The following is a 16,793-nucleotide window of genomic DNA, read 5'->3' as shown; positions in this document are numbered from 1 at the left end:
CTACCGAGCCGCGCGTGATCGCCGTGCTCGACTGGGAGCTGTCGACGCTGGGCCCCCCGCTGGCCGACTTCAGCTACCACTGCATGAGCTGGCATATCCCGGCCGCGCTGGGCCGCGGCATAGGCGGCATGGACATCGCCGCGCTGGGCATTCCCGACGAGGACAGCTACATCCGCCGCTACTGCGAGCGCACCGGCATCACCACGCCCGAGGCACTGCGCGCCGACTGGAACTTCTACCTGGCCTACAACATGTTCCGCATCGCGGCCATCCTGCAAGGCATCGCCAAGCGCGTCGAAGCCGGCACGGCGTCGAGCGCCCAGGCCAAGGCCTCGGGCGACACCGCCCGGCCCATGGCCGAGCTCGCCTGGTCGTTCGCGCTCAGGAACGGCGCCTGAAGCGCCCACGGAAATCACCAAGGAGAACGCATGGACTTCGAATACTCGGCCAAGACCAAGGACCTGCAGGCGCGGCTGCCGCGCTTCATGGAGGAGTACATCTACCCCGCCGAAGCCACCTATGCGGCCGAGCTCGCGGCCAACACTGCCGCGGGCAAGCGCTGGACGGCGCTGGAAACCGTGGAAAAGCTCAAGCTGCAGGCCTCACCAACCAGGAATACGCGCCGCTGGCCGAAATCATGGGCCGCGTGCCCTGGGCCTCCGAAGCCTTCAACTGCTCGGCGCCCGATACCGGCAACATGGAAACCATCGCCCGCTATGGCGACGAGGCCAACAAGCAGCGCTGGCTCAAGCCGCTGCTCGAAGGCAAGATCCGCTCGGCCTTCGCGATGACCGAGCCCGATGTCGCGTCCAGCGATGCGACCAACATCGCCACGCGCATCGAACGCCAGGGCGACGAATACGTGATCAACGGCCACAAATGGTGGATTTCGGGCGCGGCCGACCCGCGCTGCGCAGTCTTCATCACCATGGGCAAGACCGACCCCGAAGCCGCCAGGCATTCGCAGCAGAGCATGGTGCTGGTGCCCGCGGACACGCCCGGCATACGCATCGTGCGCCCGCTCAACGTGCTGGGCTACGACGACGCGCCCCACGGCCATGTCGAGATGCATTTCGAGAACGTGCGCGTGCCGGTCTCGAACATCCTGCTGGGCGAAGGCCGGGGCTTCGAGATCGCCCAGGGGCGCCTGGGCCCGGGGCGCATCCACCACTGCATGCGCCTGATCGGCCTGGCCGAGCGTGCGCTCGAGCTGATGTGCAAGCGCGCGTCGTCGCGCACCGCGTTCGGCAAGAGCGTGGCCCAGCAGTCCGTGACCCAGGAACGCATCGCCGAGGCGCGCTGCAAGATCGACATGGCGCGCCTGCTCACGCTCAAGGCCGCCTGGCTGATGGACACCGCAGGCAACAAGGTCGCGCGCACCGAGATCGCGATGATCAAGGTGGTCGCGCCGAGCATGGCCTGCCAGGTCATCGACAGGGCGATACAGGTGCATGGCGGCGGCGGCGGCTTCACCGTCGTGCGCCAGCAGGGCGGCGACGAGGGCTTCGTGCTCGATGTGCGAATGCTGCAGGCGGTTCTCCGTCGTGAAGAAGCCTTGCGAGCGGAACGGCGCGAGACGCTGGCGCAGGCTGAGCGCCAGGTCCTGCAGCGTCTTGTTGCGGGCGCCGGCGTAGATCAGGGCGTGGAATTCCTCGTTCAGCGCGGCGTAGGCCTTGGCGTCGCCCTCGGCGGCGGCGCGGGCCGCCTGCTGGTGGACGAACTCGATGCGCTTGCGTTCCGACGGCGCGGCGCGCAGCGCGCACAGCTTGGCGCACAGGGCCTCGAGTTCGCCGGAGGCTTCGAAGAGGCCGTCGAGGTCGGCGGGCGCCATCGTCGCCACCGAGAACCCGCGGCGCGGCAGGTGCTCGATCAGCCGGGTCGAGGCCAGCTGGCGCAGCGCGTCGCGCACCGGGCTGCGCGAGACGCCGAAGCGCGTCGCGATCGTCTGTTCGTCCAGGCGCTCGCCGGGCTGGAAGCGGCGCAGCACGATTTCTTCGGCCAGGCGGTCCGAGATGGTCTGGGACAGCGTTTTTCCAGGCTCGTTTTCCATGGTTTGCTTCTTCGGGGGCGTGTCGTCCGCGCGGTGCGTGGCGACATATTGTCGACAAAATTTGATTGTCGCATGCAATTCCGCGACCGAAACTGCCCTGGGCGGGCGGGCGTCAGACCCCCAGCGGCAAGCGCGCGCTGCTCTTCACTTCTTCCATCACAGCGTAGGTGCGCGTCTCACGCACGCCCGGCAACTGCCACAGCACGGTGCCGGCGAACTCGCGGTAGGCGGCCATGTCGGCCATGCGGGTCTTGAGGAGGTAGTCGAAGCCGCCGGCGACCATGTGGCATTCCATGATCTCGTCGCGCACCTGCACGGCGGCCTTGAACTGGTCGAACACGTTGGCGGTGGTGCGGTCGAGCAGCACCTCGACGAAGACGGTGAAGCCCCGGCCCAGCTTGTAGGGGTCGAGGCGGGCTTCGTAGCCCAGGATGAAGCCGTCGCGCGTGAGGCGCTGCACGCGCGCCAGCACCGCCGTGGGCGACAGTGCGACCGCCTCGGCCAGCTTGAGGTTGGTGATGCGGCCGTCTTCCTGAAGGATCTTCAGCAGGCGCAGATCGATGCGGTCCAGATCAAGCATTCGAGAATTATCCGGCGCACACACCGATCGACTGCAAGAAATGCGGCCTATCTGCCACGGCCATAGGAGATAGGACCAAGGAAATGCCTCTGGACTACCCTTTCGTAGTGATTTGGACTACCGGAAGCCGTGGCTCCCGGCGTGTCCCGCGCGTTCAGCGCACCGTGGTCGTGCCGGGCGCGGCGGCCTGGCGGCCCGAGAGCTGGTCGACCAGCGCGCCGTAGGCCGGGCCCTCGCGCAGCTTGGTGTAGGCGGCCTGGGCTTCGCGGTAGCCGGGGCGCGACGTGTCGGCGCCGGCTTCGCCAGCCTGCTGGGCGGCCAGGCCCGAGCGGATCCACAGCTGGGTGTCGGCGGCCACGGCGGCGCGGCTGTTGGCAGAGACCACGACCGGTGCCTGGCCCATGGTCTCGTTGTAGCCCTGGGTGGGCGCGGTCTTCAGCCACTGCTGGGCGTCGGCCGTCACGGCGGCGCGCGTCGTCGACGACGAGAACTGCGCGGGACGCGGATCGCCTTCGGCGTAGTTGCCGGCGAAGCTCGGCGCGGCGGCCAGGCCGAGCAGGGCGGCGACGGCGGCGGTGTTCAGCAGGCGGGTGGTGGAAGACAGCTTCATGTTCGTTCACTCCTTGAGGTGGTTGGGTTGGTGAGAACGACTGTACGAAGCGCATCTGCGCGACCGATAACGTCTTGATGACGGTTTTGTCATGTACGTATCTGCCTGCATCGGGCCGCGCCATGACGTGCCGCGAGTGGCGGCGGGGCGCCTTCCAGCTTCTCTTGCATAACCGCCATCGCGGCATGCATAAGCCATGGCGCGCGCCGCGCACAAGGCATATCGTTCGCCCATCCATTCCAACCAAGGGATCTTCCATGAGCGAGAAACTCTCCTTCGTCAATCCGACGGCCAACAGCCCCTGGGGCACCTACCTGTCGCAGGTCGATCGCGTCGTGCCGTACCTCGGCCCGCTGGCCCGCTGGGTCGAAACCCTCAAGCGCCCCAAGCGCGCGCTGATCGTCGACGTGCCGATCGAGATGGACGACGGCACCATCGCCCACTTCGAGGGCTACCGCGTGCAGCACAACATGAGCCGCGGCCCGGGCAAGGGCGGCGTGCGCTTCCACCCCGATGTCACGCTCGAAGAAGTGATGGCACTGTCGGCCTGGATGACCATCAAGACCGCCGCGGTCAACCTGCCGTACGGCGGCGCCAAGGGCGGCATCCGCGTCGACCCGAAGAAGCTCTCGCTGCAAGAACTCGAGAAGGTCACGCGCCGCTACACCAGCGAGATCGGCATCATCATCGGCCCGCACACCGACATCCCCGCGCCCGACGTGAACACCAACGCGCAGATCATGGCGTGGATGATGGACACCTACTCGATGAACGTCGGCGGCACCGCCACCGGCGTCGTCACCGGCAAGCCGCTGCACCTGGGCGGATCGCTGGGCCGCGTGAAGGCCACCGGCCGCGGCGTGTTCGTCACCGGCCGTGAAGCCGCCCGCCGCCTGGGCCTGGATCTGCGCGGCGCGCGCATCGCGGTGCAGGGCTTCGGCAACGTGGGTTCGGTCGCGGCCGAACTCTTCGCCGAAGCAGGCGCCAAGATCGTCGCGGTGCAGGACCACACCGGCACCATCGTGAACACCAACGGCCTGGACCTGGCCAAGCTGGTGCCCATCTCGCGCACCGACGGCGTGGTCGGCTTCAAGGCCGGCGGCGACATCGTGCCGAACGAAGACTTCTGGAACACGCCCTGCGACATCCTGATCCCGGCCGCCCTCGAAGGCCAGCTCACGGCGGACCGCGCCAAGAAGACCACTGCCAAGCTGGTGCTCGAAGGCGCCAACGGCCCGACGGTGCCCGAGGCCGACGACATCCTGGCCGAGCGCGGCGTGCTGGTCGTGCCCGACGTGATCTGCAACGCCGGCGGCGTGACGGTCTCGTACTTCGAGTGGGTGCAGGACTTCTCGTCCTTCTTCTGGGACGAGGACGAGATCAACGTGCGCCTCGATCGCATCATGATGAACGCGCTCAACCAGATCTGGGACACGGCCGACAAGCACAAGATCCCGCTGCGCACGGCGACGTACGCAGTGGCCTGCGAGCGCATCCTGATGGCGCGCCAGGAACGCGGTCTCTACCCCTGACGCGATCCCTGGGGTAGCGGCGCTTTCGGGAACCCCCGGCCTGCCGGGGGCTCGAAGCGAAGCCACCGGTTGGTTAGCATCCGGTGTCCTTCCCGCCCCGCCATGCCCCAGAACTCCTTCGCTGATTGCTTCTCTTCGCCGGCCCGTGTGCCGGCGTTTCTGTTCCCGAGCCTGCTGTCGGTGCTCGTGCTGTCCGGTTGCGGGGGCTTCGGCGGCTTCGGCGCACGCCAGGCCTTCGAGCCGGACGCGTTCGACTCCACCACCACCCACACGCGCAACTACGCCGCCAGCGAGGCCCAGACCTGCGAGGCGGCGCGTCGCGCGCTGCTGAGCCAGGGCTACATGGTCACGGCCGCCAACGCCGACCTGGTGACCGCGCGCAAGAGCTTCCAGCCCGGGGTCGAGACGCACGTCGAGGTCGAGTTCCGCGTGGTCTGCGCACGCGAGGGCGGCGTCGGCAGCGCCTCGGCCGGACGCAGCACCGTGGCCTTCGCGACCGCGCTGCAGGACCGCTACGGCCTGAAGAAGGGCAGCAACTCCGCCAGTCTGGGCGTGGGCGCCATCGGTTCGCTGTCGTTGCCTTTCGGCGGCAGCAACGAGGCGATGGTCAAGGTGGCGAGCGAGACGCTCTCCGACGAACGTTTCTACGACCGCTTCTTCACGCTGGTCGAGCGCTTCCTGCAGGGCGGCGGCCCCGACATGCCGGCCGATGCCGAGCCCGCCGAAGAAGCACCGAAGCCATCCGTGCGCCCCGCCGCGACCACCTACCCCGTGTCGCCGTCGCCGAATCGCGGCTAACGGCCGGCGCGCTCAGCGCACCAGCGTCGACTTGCCGAACAGGCTCTCGATCAGCTCCACCGCCACTTCGGCCGTCTGGTTGCGCACGTCGAGCGCCGGGTTGAGTTCCACCACGTCGACCGAGCCGAGCCGGCCGGTGTCGGCGATCATTTCCATGCACAGCTGCATCTCGCGGTAGGTCGGCCCGCCGCGCACGCCCGTGCCCACGCCGGGCGCATCGGCCGGGTCGAGGCAGTCGAGGTCGAAGCTCACGTGCAGGTGGGTGTCCTCGTCCACGTCCTGCAGCGCCTCGGTCATGGTGGTGCGCATGCCGTTCTCGTCGATGTGGCGCATGTCGAACACGTGCAGGCCGAGCGTGCGGATCGCCTTCTTCTCGTCGGCATCGACGCTGCGGATGCCGATGAAGCGGATGGCATCGGGCGCCAGCGCCGCGGGCTCGCCGCTCCAGCCCGTGAGGTCGGCCGGCCCGTGGCCCAGCAGGCACGACACCGGCATGCCGTGCAGGTTGCCGCTGGGGCTCGTGGTCTCCGTGTTGACGTCGGAGTGCGCATCGAGCCACAGCACCCGCAGCTTCTTGCCGCGCTGGCGCGCATGCCAGGCCACCGCGCTGATCGAGCCGATCGCCAGGCAATGGTCGCCGCCCAGCATCACCGGCACATGCTGCGCGCCCAGCGCGGCGTCGACGGCGCTGTAGACCGAGCGGTTCCAGGCGATCACTTCCGGCAGGTGGCGCAGCCCGTTGCTGGGCGGCGCCCACGGCGTGGCCGGGCCCGCGAGGTTGCCGCGGTCGAGCACCGTGAAGCCCTGGCCCGCCAGTGCTTCGGCCAGGCCTGCGACGCGCAAGGCATCGGGCCCCATGCCCGCGCCGCGCACGCTGGCGCCGATGTCGGTCGGCGCGCCGATCAGTTCGAGGGTGGTGGCGGTGATGGTGCTGCTGTTGTCGCTGCTCATGTCGGTCTCCCGATGTGGTGCCAGAGGTAAGCGTAGCCGAGCGCATCCATGAAAGCCGACGCCTTGTTGTCCGCGGCGGCGCTGTGGCCGCCTTCCATGTTCTCGTAGAAGCTGCTGTCGTGCCCCTGCGCGAGCAGCTTCGCGTGCATCTTGCGCGCATGCACGGGCCCCACGCGGTCGTCGCGCGTGGAGGTGGTGAACAGGGCGGGCGGGTAGGTCGCTCCGGCCCGGGCGTTCTCGTAGGGCGAGAAGGTCTGGATGAATTCCCACTCGTCCGGCTGTTCGGGGTCGCCGTACTCTGCGATCCACGAGGCGCCGGCCGACAGCTGCGTGTAGCGCTTCATGTCGAGCAGCGCCACCTCGCTCACGATCGCGCCGTACAGCTGCGGGTACAGCGTGAGCATGTTGCCCATCAGCAGCCCGCCGTTGCTGCCGCCCATGGCGCCCAGGTGCGCGGGCGAGGTGATGCCGCGCGCGATGAGGTCCTGCGACACGGCCGCGAAGTCCTCGCAGGTGCGCAGGCGGTTCTCCTGCAGCGCGGCCTGGTGCCAGCGCGGGCCGTACTCGCCGCCGCCGCGGATGTTCGCCACCACGTACACGCCGCCGCGTTCGAGCCAGGCGCGGCCGATGCCGCCGCTGTAGCTCGGCTCCAGCGAGATCTCGAAGCCGCCGTAGGCGTACTGCAGTGTCGGGTTGGTGCCATCGGCCACGAGGTCCTTGGCGGCGATCTCGAAGTAGGGCACGCGCGTGCCGTCCGCCGAGGTGGCGAAGTGCTGGCTCACGCGAAAGCGTGAGGCGTCGAAGAAGCCAGGGCTGTGCTTCAGCGCTTGCGGCTCGCCTTGGCCGAGGGTGCCGATGTACAGCGTGGTCGGCTGCAGGAAGCCGCTCACGGTCAGGAAGTAGTCGTCGTTCTCGGTCTCGTCGATGCCGCCGGCCGCCACGCACGAGAGCGCGGGCGCGCCGCCCAGGCTTTCGCGGGCCCATTCGCCGGTGCCACCGGTGCCGCCCTCCGGCGGCGTCAGCACCTCGAGCCGGTTCACCACGTCGTGCATCACGTTGAGGATGAGGTGGTGCCGCGTCCACGAGTAGTCGTCGAGCGCGGTGGTGTCGTCGGGCTCGAACAGCAGCGTGAGTTCGCGCGCGCCGGCCATGTAGTCGTCGAAGCGCGCGGCCAGCAGCGAGCCGGCGATGTAGGTGCGGCCGGCCACGCTCCAGTCCTCGCGCGGCTCGATCAAGAGCCACTCGCGCGTGACGCCGGTGTTGGCGTCGTCGGGTACATCGAGCTTGGCGAGCGTGCCGTCGGGCGCGCGCAGCCAGGTCTCGCTGTCGTAGAAGTCGATCTGGCGCGAGACGAAGTCGCGCTCGAAGCCGGGCGTGTGGTCGCTCCAGGCGCTCACCGACATGTCCTCGTGCGCGCCCTCGTACACCGTGACCGCCTCGGCCAGCGGCGTGCCGCGCCGCCATTGCTTCACCAGGCGCGGGTAGCTCGAGCTGGTCATGGAGCCAGGGCCGAAATCGGTGCCCACGTACAGGTGGTCGATGTCTTTCCAGGTGACGTGGTTCTTCGCCTCGGGCAGTTCGAAGCCGCCTTCGACGAAGGTCATGCTGACCAGGTCGAACTCGCGCACCACGTCGGCATCGGCGCCGCCGCGCGACAGTGAGATCAGGCAGCGTTCGTTCGCAGGCTCCAGGCAGTCGGCGCCGTGCCAGACCCAGTTCTCGCCATCGGCCGCGGCCAGCGCGTCGAGGTCGAGCACGGTCTCCCATTCGGGTTCGGGCGTGCGGTACTGGGCGAGCGTGGTGCGGCGCCACAGGCCCTTGGGATGCGCCTTGTCGCGCCAGAAGTTGTAGTACAGCGGACCGATCTTGCTGACCATCGGAATGCGCGCGTCCGAGTCGAGCACTTCGAGGATGCCTTGCTCGATTGCCTGGAAGTCAGAGGACTGCGCGTAAGTGTGCACGGTGCGTGCGTTCTGCTGGCGAGCCCAGTCCAGAGCGGCTTCGCCGTCGATGTCTTCGAGCCAGAGGTGAGGGTCTTCTTGGTGCGCAGAGGTCATGCGGCACAGTGTACGAAGCCCCCGTGACCGCGCCGCCTGTGAGCAGTTGTTGCGGCCCGCAAGGCGCGTCGATTTTTTCATTACATGTGGACGCGCACCCCACTCAGCCTTGGGGCAAACCCCTGTCCCGCGCGTGCCTTCCCCGGTGGAAACACTGAAGGCGCGAGGGCCCACGAAACACCATGCCCACGGTATCCTGCCGGACGGCGCATGCCCCAACGAGGAGACAACACATGAAACACCTGAGCGGTCTTGATGCCACCTTCCTGCACATGGAAACCCCCGAGATGCCCATGCACGTGGGCTCTCTGAACGTGCTGGACCTGCCCGATGGCTACAAGGGCGACTTCTACGAAGACGCCAAGGCCTTCATGGCCAGCCGCATCCACCTGGCCGACGTGTTCACGCGCAAGCTCGCGCTGATGCCCTTCGACATGACCAATCCGGTGTGGGTCGAGGACGACGACGTCGACATCGACTACCACGTGCGCCACATCACGCTGCCCAAGCCCGGCAGCAACCGCCAGTTGCAGCAGTACGTGGCGCGGCTGCACTCCTCGCTCATCGACCGCAGCCGCCCGATGTGGGAGTTCTACATCATCGACGGCCTGCGCAGCGGCCAGGTGGCGCTGTACACCAAGGTTCACCATGCGGGCATCGACGGACAGGCCGGCGTGGAAGTGGGCAAGGCCATCTTCGACCTGGAGGCCAAGGGCCGCGTGGTGAAGCCGCCGCGCGCGCGTCCGCGCAGCAACGGCTACCAGCTCGGCATGGCCGAGCTCGCCACGGCCGCGCTGCGCAACACGGCGCAGCAGTACGTCAAGCTCTTCAAGATGGCGCCGGCCATCGCGCGCGCCATCGGCGGCCTGGCCCAGCCCGACGAGAAGGCGGCCGACAAGGCCGTGGCCGCCGCGCCGAAGAAGTTCAATCTGTTCGCGCCGCGCACGTCGCTGAACGTGTCGATCACCAACCAGCGCACCTTCGCCGGGCGCACCATCTCGCTGGCCGAGACCAAGTACATCGCCAAGCACTTCGGCGTGTCGCTCAACGACGTGGTCATGGCCACGGTGGCCGGCGCGCTGCGCCACTACCTGGCCGACAACAACGAGCTGCCGGCCAAGCCGCTGGTGGCCGGCGTGCCCGTGAGCCTGCGCGAGGCCGGCGACGACACGGCCAACAACCAGGCCAGCATGATCCTCGTGAGCCTGGCCACCGACATCACCGACCCGCTGCAGCGGATGAAGGCGATCAACGCCTCGTCGACCAGCTCCAAGTCGACGATGAACCGCTTCAAGGCCGTGATCCTCGACGACTTCCCGACCTTCGCCGCCCCGTGGCTGATGTCGGGCATCGCCTCGATGGTCGGGCGCTCGGGCCTCGTGAATCTGCTGCCGCCCGCGGCCAACGTCGCGATCTCCAACGTGGCCGGCGCGCCGTTCCCGATGTACTTCGCGGGCGCGCTCGTCACCTGCTACTACCCGGTGTCGATCGCCAGCCATGGCACCGCGCTCAACGTCACCGTGCAGAGCTACAACGGCCGCATGGACTACGGCCTGATCGCCTGCCGCCGCGCCGTGCCCGACATCACCGAGATCGGCGACTACCTGCTCGCCGAGCACAAGCTGCTGATGGACCTGGCCAAGAAGCACCCCGCCGTGGCCGGTGCACCGGCGGAGCCGCCGCAATCCATCGCCGCCGGGACGCTCGACGAGGAGAAAGCCCCGCCGTCGCCACCCGCGGCAGCCGCGCGCAAGCCGGCCGCCCGGAAGAAGGCCCCGGTCAAGGCCGTTGCGGCGAAGAAGGCGCCGGCGAAGACAGCCGTGAAGGCCGCGGCCAAGAAGGCTCCGGTGAAGAAGGCGCCTGCGAAAAAGGTGCCCGCCAAGAAGGCCGCGCCAGCCCGCAAGGCCGCCGTGCCCCGTGCCGCCGCGGCATGATCGGCGGGCAGGTTCCGGGCCTGGAAAGAAAATTGGGGCAGTTGGACTAGTTTTCCGACGGTTCTAGTTTTTCAGGCCTAGGCCCTGCGGAAGAAGATTGGCCCATCGCGATTCCCGCGAGCCACTCAACTTCAAGGAAATCTCACCATGTCCACGCAAACCAACATCGCTTCCGCCGCCATCCACGTCGTCGGCCAGTACAACGACGCCGGCAAGACCCTGGTCGGTGCCTACCGCACCGGCGTGCAGCGCCTGCTGGGCGGTGCCGCTTCGCGCTACAGCGAGTTCCTGGGCAACCGCCAGATCCCGCTGGTGAGCGAGCAGATCAAGGCCAACCTGATCGGCGCGCAAGAAAAGGTGCACGGCTTCCTGGCCAACCGCCTGGACATCGACACCAGCCGCCTCGTGAACGTGATGGACCGCGTCGCTGCCGGCACCACCAGCGGCATCGAAACCGTCGCCAACCGCGTGGCCCAGATCGAATCGCCCGCGGCCACCTCGGTGCTGAACGCCCTGTCGGCCGTGAACCAGCCCTTCGCCACCGTGTCGGTGCAAATTGCTGACCGCATCGTCGCCGGCACCAAGCAGATCGAAGCCCGTGTGAGCGGCACCGAAGAAGCCGCCCCCGTGCGCACCGTGAAGGCCAAGGTCGCCGCGGCCAAGAAGCCGGTTCGCCGCGCTGCCCGCAAGGCGGCCTGATCCCGGGGCGCTGACTGCGCCCTTTTCATTTTTCATGCCCCTGGAGCACCACCGCATGGCGACCCGTCCCGATGACACTGCAAAGTTGAAGAAGAGGGCGGCGCCTGCGAAGAAGGCTCCGGCAGCGAAGAAGAAGGCCGCGCCCCGCAAGGCGGCGCCGGCCGCGAAGGCACCGCCGGCAGACAACGCTGGCACCAACAAGGCCGAAGCCCTGCTGCGTGCCGGCCTCAAGGCGCTGGACAACGTGCGCAACGACGTCGCCAAGCGCCAGGCCAACGTGATCGAAGGCCTGCTCGGCATCGGGCAGGGCAAGGTCGATCCGGCAGGTGCCAAGGCGGCGCTGACGCGCGGCTTCCCCAGCCTGGACACCTTCGGCATCCGCAAGTTCGAGGACGTGTTCGACCAGCGTGTTGCCACCGCCCTGCAGCGACTGGGCATGCCAAGCGCCGACGAGGTGCAGGCCCTGCGCGACGAGGTGGCGCAGTTGCGCGAACGCCTCGCGAAACTCGAGAAACCGTCCGGCCCCCGCGCCAGTTCCAGCGGCGCCGGCGGCAAGCGCTGAGCGGCACACAACGCACGCACCACGCCGCTTGTGGCCAGCTCCAACACCACGCGCGATCGCATCCTGCAGGCCAGCCTTGCGCTGTTCAATGCACAAGGCCTTCCGGCCGTCTCCACGCACAAGATCGCGGCAGAGCTGGGCATCAGCCCGGGCAACCTGCACTACCACTTCAAGACGAAGCAGCTGATCGTCGAATGGCTGTTCCGGCGCTTCGAGCAGCGGCTTGAGGTGCTCAACGGCTCCTCGGCTTCCATTGCCGCCATCGACGACCTCTGGCTGGCGCTGCACCTGCGCTTCGAGGCCATCGACGAATACCGCTTCATCTACCGCGACATGGCCTTCCTGGCCAGCGAGTACCCGGCCCTCGGACAGCGCGCCCAGGCCATGACCGCGCAGAACCTGCTGGCCGCCCAGACGCTGTGCGAAGGGCTGGTGGCCTCGGGCGTGATCGAGACCAGCGCCGAGCAGGCGCGCATCCTCGCGCTGCAGATGGTCTTCACCACCACCTGCTGGCTCTCGTTCGAGCGGCTGGTGCCGGGGCGCGACGCGTTGGCGCAAGCCGATCCCGGTTTGGCGGCTTTCTACACACTCACGCTGGTTTCTCCGTATGTTTCCAGCGAATCGAGGGCTTATCTTGATTACCTGAGGGGCAAATACCTCGGATAAATGAAGTCGCCGTCCGACGGGGGATGCAACTTCGGTCCCCCATCTTCGTCCTACAGAAGAAAGAACAGAAAGGAAGCCGCCATCATGACCACCGCCACCCACGAACCCATCGCCCCGCCGTCGCGCCTGCTCCTGCTGGCCGAAGCGCGCGCCCTCTGGGAAACAGGCGCCGGCCTCGCCATGTGGCCCTTGCTGCAGCTCGCACCGCGCGGCGACGGGCACCCTGTGCTCGTGCTGCCGGGCCTGGTGGCCAGCGACATGTCCACGCTGCTGCTGCGCCGCTACCTCTCCAGCCGCGGCTACGACGCGCACGGCTGGGGCCAGGGCCGCAACTTCGGACCGCGCGCCGGCGTGGAAGACCGCATGGTCGACCAGCTCAAGACCCTGGCCGACAAGAGCGGCCAGAAGGTCAGCGTGATCGGCTGGAGCCTGGGCGGCGTGTACGCGCGTCTGCTGGCCTCGGCGCAGAAGGACCTCATCCGCAACGTGATCACGCTCGGCAGCCCGTTCTCGGGCAGCCCGCGCGCCACCAACGCCTGGCGCGTGTACGAAGGCGTGAGCGGCCAGAGCTCGCACGACCCGCGCCGCATGAAGTTCGTCGAACCCACGCCGCCCGTGCCCACGACCTCGATCTTCAGCCGCACCGACGGCGTCGTGGCGTGGCGCTGCAGTCTCGAGAAGACCGGCCCGCAGTCGGAGAACATCGAAGTCATAGCGAGCCACCTGGGGCTCGGCGCGCACCCGGCGGTGCTCTATGCGGTGGCCGACCGGCTGGCGCAGCCCGAAGGCCAGTGGAAGCCGTTCAATCGCGGGTTGATGGGGCCGCTGGTGTACCCGGACCCTGATCGAAACGCCTGACCTGCGGCGATTGCTCTCCATGAAAAAAAGACCGGCGAATGCCGGTCTTCTTCTTTGGGGCTCCAGACTGGGCTTCTCAGGCCCCGGCCCACACGTCGAGCACGTAACGCTGCTCGGCAATCATCTGGTCCATCCACGCCGCGCTGTCCTGCCCGTGCTCGCGCGCGAGGTCGCTGAGCGTGCGGCGCACGTCGGGCTCCATGCGCGAGCCGTCGCCGCACACGTAGACCACGGCGCCGGCTTCGAGCAGCTTCCACACGGCCGCGCCTTGCTCGCGGATCAGGTCCTGCACATAGACCTTGCGGTCGCCGGCGCGCGAGAAGGCCGTGTGCAGCTTCATCAGGCCGCGGTGCGACCAGGCTTGCAGCTCCTCGGCGTAGATGAAGTCCTGCTCGGGGTGGCGGCAGCCGAAGAACAGCATCGCCTCGCCCAGCGCCTCGCCGCGCTCGACCTGCGCCGCGCGTGCCTGCAGGAAGCCGCGGAACGGCGCCAGGCCGGTGCCCGGCCCGATCATGATGAGCGGCCGGTTCGCATCTTCCGGCAGCCGGAAGCCCTCGGCCGTGGTCTCGCGGATCACGCCGTGCACGGTGTCGCCGGCCTCGGCGCGCGCCAGGAAGTTGGAGCACACGCCCTCGAAGGTGCCGTTGCCCGACAGCGCGGGTGCACTCACCACGCCCACCGTCACGCTGCAGCGCCCCGGCGTCATCGTCGGCGACGAGGAGATCGAGTAGTAGCGCGGCGAGAGCGGCGACAGCATTTCGAGGAACACCGCGAACGGCACCTGGCAGGCGCGGTGCTCTTCCAGCAGATCGAGCAGCGACTTGCGCTTGTGCAGCACCTCGGCCTTGTACGCGGCCTGCGAGGCCTCGTCGCTGCCTGACAGCGCGACAAGCTTCGGCCTGGTGAACGGGCACTCGGTGTGCGCCGCGAGTGTGGCGATCTGCTTGCGCGTGGCCACGTCCTGCAGCTCGACGTAGTCGCCGAGCAGGCGATCAACTGCGATGACCTGATCTACCGGTAGCGCCGCCTTGCGCCCCGGCACGGCCTGCAGCCGCACATGGACCGAGCGGTCGAAACCGAAGCGCGCCATCGCACGCTCGACCTGCGCGGGGCTGTTGCGCGGCACCACGCTCAGGTGATCGCCGGGCACGTAGTTCACGCCCTCGGGCAGCGTCAGCTCGACGTGGCGCGTGGAGCGGCCGGGCTCGCCGTTGGCGCCGGCGCTTTGCAGCTCGCGGTTCTCGATCACGCGCAGCGCCACGGCGCCCAGTGCATCGACCAGCGCGTTCTTCTGCGGCGGCGGGAGTTCTTCGAGCGTGTACAGGGGCTCGGCCTCGGTGGGCGTGTCGGCGCCGTTCTTGATGTCGAAGGTCTTCACCAGCGCGGGCCAGAGCGCGTCGCTCCAGTCCTGGAAAGCGCCGTCCATGTCCTCGCGCGCATCGCCTTCGCCGCGTTCGTGCACGCGGTCGGCGCCCAGCGCCTCCAGCCGTTCGTCGATGCGGCGCGGCACGGCCTGGTAGGTGGCGGCCCAGTCGGTGTTGCCGCAGCCGAACACGCTGAAGCGCACGCCGTTGAGCGAGTCGTCGGCCTTGTCGAGCCAGCGATGGAACTCGGCCGCGTTGTCGGGCGCGACGCCGTTGTACGAGGCGCAGACGATCGCCACCGCGCCGTTGGCCGGCAGCCGCTCGGCGTAGTCGTCGAGCGAGGCCAGTTGCGTCGAGAAGCCACGCAGCTCGCCGGCCTCGGCCAGCTGGCGCGCCAAGTCTTCGGCCGTGCCGAGGTTGGAGCCCTGCAGCACCAGCAGCGAGGTGCCGTGGCGCGCCGTCTGCGGCTTGCGCGCGGCGGGCTTGGCCTGCGTGGCGGGCGTGGCCGCGGCCTCCGCATTGCCGCGCGGGCGCGAGGCCGGGTCGCGCAGCAACGCCTTGATCCTGAAGTTCTCGGGCTTGATCGTCAGCGCTTCCTTGATCTTGAGCTTGTAGCCCGTGTGATCGACGAGGTTGAAGCGCTGCAGGATCATGCCCAGCGTGAGCACCGCCTCCTGCAGGGCGAACTGGCGGCCGATGCAGGCGCGCTGTCCGTTGCCGAAGGGCTTGAAGGCGTTCACGGGTCGTTCGCGTTCCGCTTCGCGGCTGAAGTTGTCGGGGTTGAACTGGTCGGCGTTCTCGCCCCAGATGCCCTTGTCACGGTGCAGCGCGAGCGCATGCATGATGACCATGTTGTTCTTCTTGATCGTGTACTGGCCGCCGATCTTGGTGTCTTCCTTCGCGCGCATCGAGATCGCGGGCGCGGTCGGGTACAGGCGCAGCGATTCCTTCAGCACCTGCATCACATACTGCAGCCGGTTGACCTGCGCGTAGGTGGGCTTTTGCGTGGTGTCGCCGCCGAACACGCTGTCGACCTCGGCCTGCGCCTTGGCCAGCGCCTCGGGGTTGTTCAGCAGGAAGTAGATGGCGAACGACAGCAGGCCGCTGGTGGTCTCGTGCCCCGCGATGAGGAATTCGATGCACTCGTCGCGGATCATCTTGTCGGTGAGCTTCTCGCCGCTCTTCTTGTCCACGCCCGCGATCATGTAGCTCAGCAGGTCGGGCTTGGTGGCGATGTCGGCACCGCTGGCGCGTCGTTCCTCGATGATTTCTTCCACCATCTTGTGCATGTAGCGGATGTCCTTGCGCTGCTGTGCCAGTTCCTTCTTGAGCATCAGCTCCTCGAGCGGCAGGCCGCGCCGGTTCTGCACCGTCTCCAGCGTGCGCACCATCGCATCGACGAAGGGATGGAAGCCGTCGCGGTAGAACGAGTTGAAGCGGTAGCCGAAGCCGCACAGGCCGATGGTGTCGAGCGTGAGCGCGGTCATGTCGCGCACCACGTCCACCTCTTCATCGAAGTTCAGGCGCTCCCACTTGGTGACCAGCTGCCCTGCGATGTCCAGCATCATCGGGTGGTAGGCCTGCATGGCGCGCTGGCTGAAGTTGGCCAGCAGGATGTTGTGCGGCTTCGACCACGTCTCCTCGTGCGTGTCTGAAGTGAAGAGACCGTGCGACGCGGCGCGCAACCGGCGCAGCGAGCCGCGCGTGCTCTTGTCGAAGCGCTTTTCTTCGCAGAGCTCGTCGACCAGCGCGGGCGACGACACCACGATCACCGGCATGCCCGGCATGTCGAGCCAGTAGATGCCGCCGAGGTCCTGCGCGATCTTCCACATGTCGAGCACCGGCGAATCGGAGCCGATGGACAGCAGATTGCCGACGAAGGGTTTCTTCGCCGGATGGGGGATCGGATGGAGCGAGTTCTTTCCTGCCATGGTGTACCTTGTTGTGCCTTCGGTAATGACCCGCTTCGGATGTCCGGGATGCGAATCCGGAGTATCCCGATGGCACAGGGGGTGGGCAGGACGGGGTTTCCCTAGGGGCGTTCAGGGGGTGCTCAGCAGGCGATCACGCGGCGAGCGTGATCGTCATTCACAGTGGCCCGGGCACGTCCCCCGAAAGAACTCACCCCGCAG

13 protein-coding genes and 2 pseudogenes are annotated in these 16,793 nt (G+C 68.0%); 9 read left to right on the top strand and 6 right to left on the bottom strand.

Annotation, left to right across the window (positions count from 1 at the left end; all coding sequences use genetic code 11):
* Positions 1-398 (top strand): phosphotransferase (locus D3H34_RS27590; protein ID WP_147400497.1); only part of this gene is annotated, 398 nt, incomplete at its 5' end.
* A 30-nt stretch (positions 399-428) separates the two neighbouring features.
* A pseudogene (locus D3H34_RS27585) lies at positions 429-1,465 on the top strand (acyl-CoA dehydrogenase family protein); the annotation flags it as partial.
* A gap of 42 nt (positions 1,466-1,507) precedes the next feature.
* Here the strand turns inward: D3H34_RS27585 and D3H34_RS34760 are convergent.
* From D3H34_RS34760 to D3H34_RS27565, 3 genes and pseudogenes are all read right to left on the bottom strand, one after another.
* A pseudogene (locus D3H34_RS34760) lies at positions 1,508-2,050 on the bottom strand (GntR family transcriptional regulator); the annotation flags it as partial.
* Positions 2,051-2,162: 112 nt separating this feature from the next.
* Positions 2,163-2,630 (bottom strand): Lrp/AsnC ligand binding domain-containing protein, encoded by a 468-nt coding sequence (locus D3H34_RS27570; protein ID WP_062478450.1) that lies wholly within the window; start codon positions 2,628-2,630, stop codon positions 2,163-2,165.
* Between the two features lie 154 nt (positions 2,631-2,784).
* On the bottom strand, positions 2,785-3,240 hold the full coding sequence (locus tag D3H34_RS27565; RefSeq protein ID WP_119557721.1) for a hypothetical protein: 456 nt from the start codon (positions 3,238-3,240) through the stop codon (positions 2,785-2,787).
* A 257-nt stretch (positions 3,241-3,497) separates the two neighbouring features.
* On the opposite strand from D3H34_RS27565, the gene D3H34_RS27560 reads away from it, so the two are divergent.
* Both D3H34_RS27560 and D3H34_RS27555 read left to right on the top strand, forming a co-directional pair.
* Positions 3,498-4,772, top strand: coding sequence for a Glu/Leu/Phe/Val family dehydrogenase (locus D3H34_RS27560; RefSeq protein ID WP_119557719.1), 1,275 nt, complete (start codon positions 3,498-3,500; stop codon positions 4,770-4,772).
* Between the two features lie 102 nt (positions 4,773-4,874).
* Positions 4,875-5,570: a DUF2242 domain-containing protein gene (locus D3H34_RS27555; RefSeq protein ID WP_119557717.1), complete on the top strand. Its 696-nt coding sequence runs from the start codon at positions 4,875-4,877 to the stop codon at positions 5,568-5,570.
* Between the two features lie 12 nt (positions 5,571-5,582).
* Here the strand turns inward: D3H34_RS27555 and rocF are convergent, their stop codons facing one another.
* Together rocF and D3H34_RS27545 are read right to left on the bottom strand one after the other, a co-directional pair.
* Entirely contained in the window at positions 5,583-6,521 is a 939-nt protein-coding gene (gene rocF, locus D3H34_RS27550) for an arginase (protein WP_119557715.1), read from the bottom strand.
* Positions 6,518-8,578 carry a prolyl oligopeptidase family serine peptidase gene (locus D3H34_RS27545; RefSeq protein ID WP_119557713.1) on the bottom strand — a complete coding sequence of 687 codons (2,061 nt, stop codon included), beginning with the start codon at positions 8,576-8,578 and terminating at the stop codon, positions 6,518-6,520. Before D3H34_RS27545 ends, rocF begins: the two co-directional genes overlap by 4 nt.
* Before the next feature lie 233 nt (positions 8,579-8,811).
* On the opposite strand from D3H34_RS27545, the gene D3H34_RS27540 reads away from it, so the two are divergent.
* The 5 genes from D3H34_RS27540 (at position 8,812) to D3H34_RS27520 (ending at position 13,297) form a co-directional block, all read left to right on the top strand.
* On the top strand, positions 8,812-10,512 hold the full coding sequence (locus D3H34_RS27540; protein WP_119557711.1) for a WS/DGAT/MGAT family O-acyltransferase: 1,701 nt from the start codon (positions 8,812-8,814) through the stop codon (positions 10,510-10,512).
* A gap of 147 nt (positions 10,513-10,659) precedes the next feature.
* Positions 10,660-11,211, top strand: coding sequence for a hypothetical protein (locus D3H34_RS27535; protein WP_119557709.1), 552 nt, complete (start codon positions 10,660-10,662; stop codon positions 11,209-11,211).
* 55 nt (positions 11,212-11,266) lie between these two features.
* Positions 11,267-11,773 carry a phasin family protein gene (locus D3H34_RS27530; protein ID WP_119557707.1) on the top strand — a complete coding sequence of 169 codons (507 nt, stop codon included), beginning with the start codon at positions 11,267-11,269 and terminating at the stop codon, positions 11,771-11,773.
* Positions 11,774-11,803: 30 nt separating this feature from the next.
* Positions 11,804-12,439 (top strand): TetR/AcrR family transcriptional regulator, encoded by a 636-nt coding sequence (locus tag D3H34_RS27525; RefSeq protein ID WP_119557705.1) that lies wholly within the window; start codon positions 11,804-11,806, stop codon positions 12,437-12,439.
* 84 nt (positions 12,440-12,523) lie between these two features.
* Positions 12,524-13,297 (top strand): esterase/lipase family protein, encoded by a 774-nt coding sequence (locus D3H34_RS27520; protein ID WP_119557703.1) that lies wholly within the window; start codon positions 12,524-12,526, stop codon positions 13,295-13,297.
* Between the two features lie 76 nt (positions 13,298-13,373).
* Here D3H34_RS27520 and D3H34_RS27515 read toward each other — a convergent pair whose 3' ends face one another.
* Entirely contained in the window at positions 13,374-16,592 is a 3,219-nt protein-coding gene (locus D3H34_RS27515) for a bifunctional cytochrome P450/NADPH--P450 reductase (RefSeq protein ID WP_119557701.1), read from the bottom strand.
* Positions 16,593-16,793: the final 201 nt, after the last annotated feature.

It is taken from the genome of Acidovorax cavernicola (genome assembly GCF_003581445.1).
The sequence above is the reverse complement of the archived record's forward strand: the minus strand, read 5'-3'. Positions and strand labels throughout refer to the sequence as shown.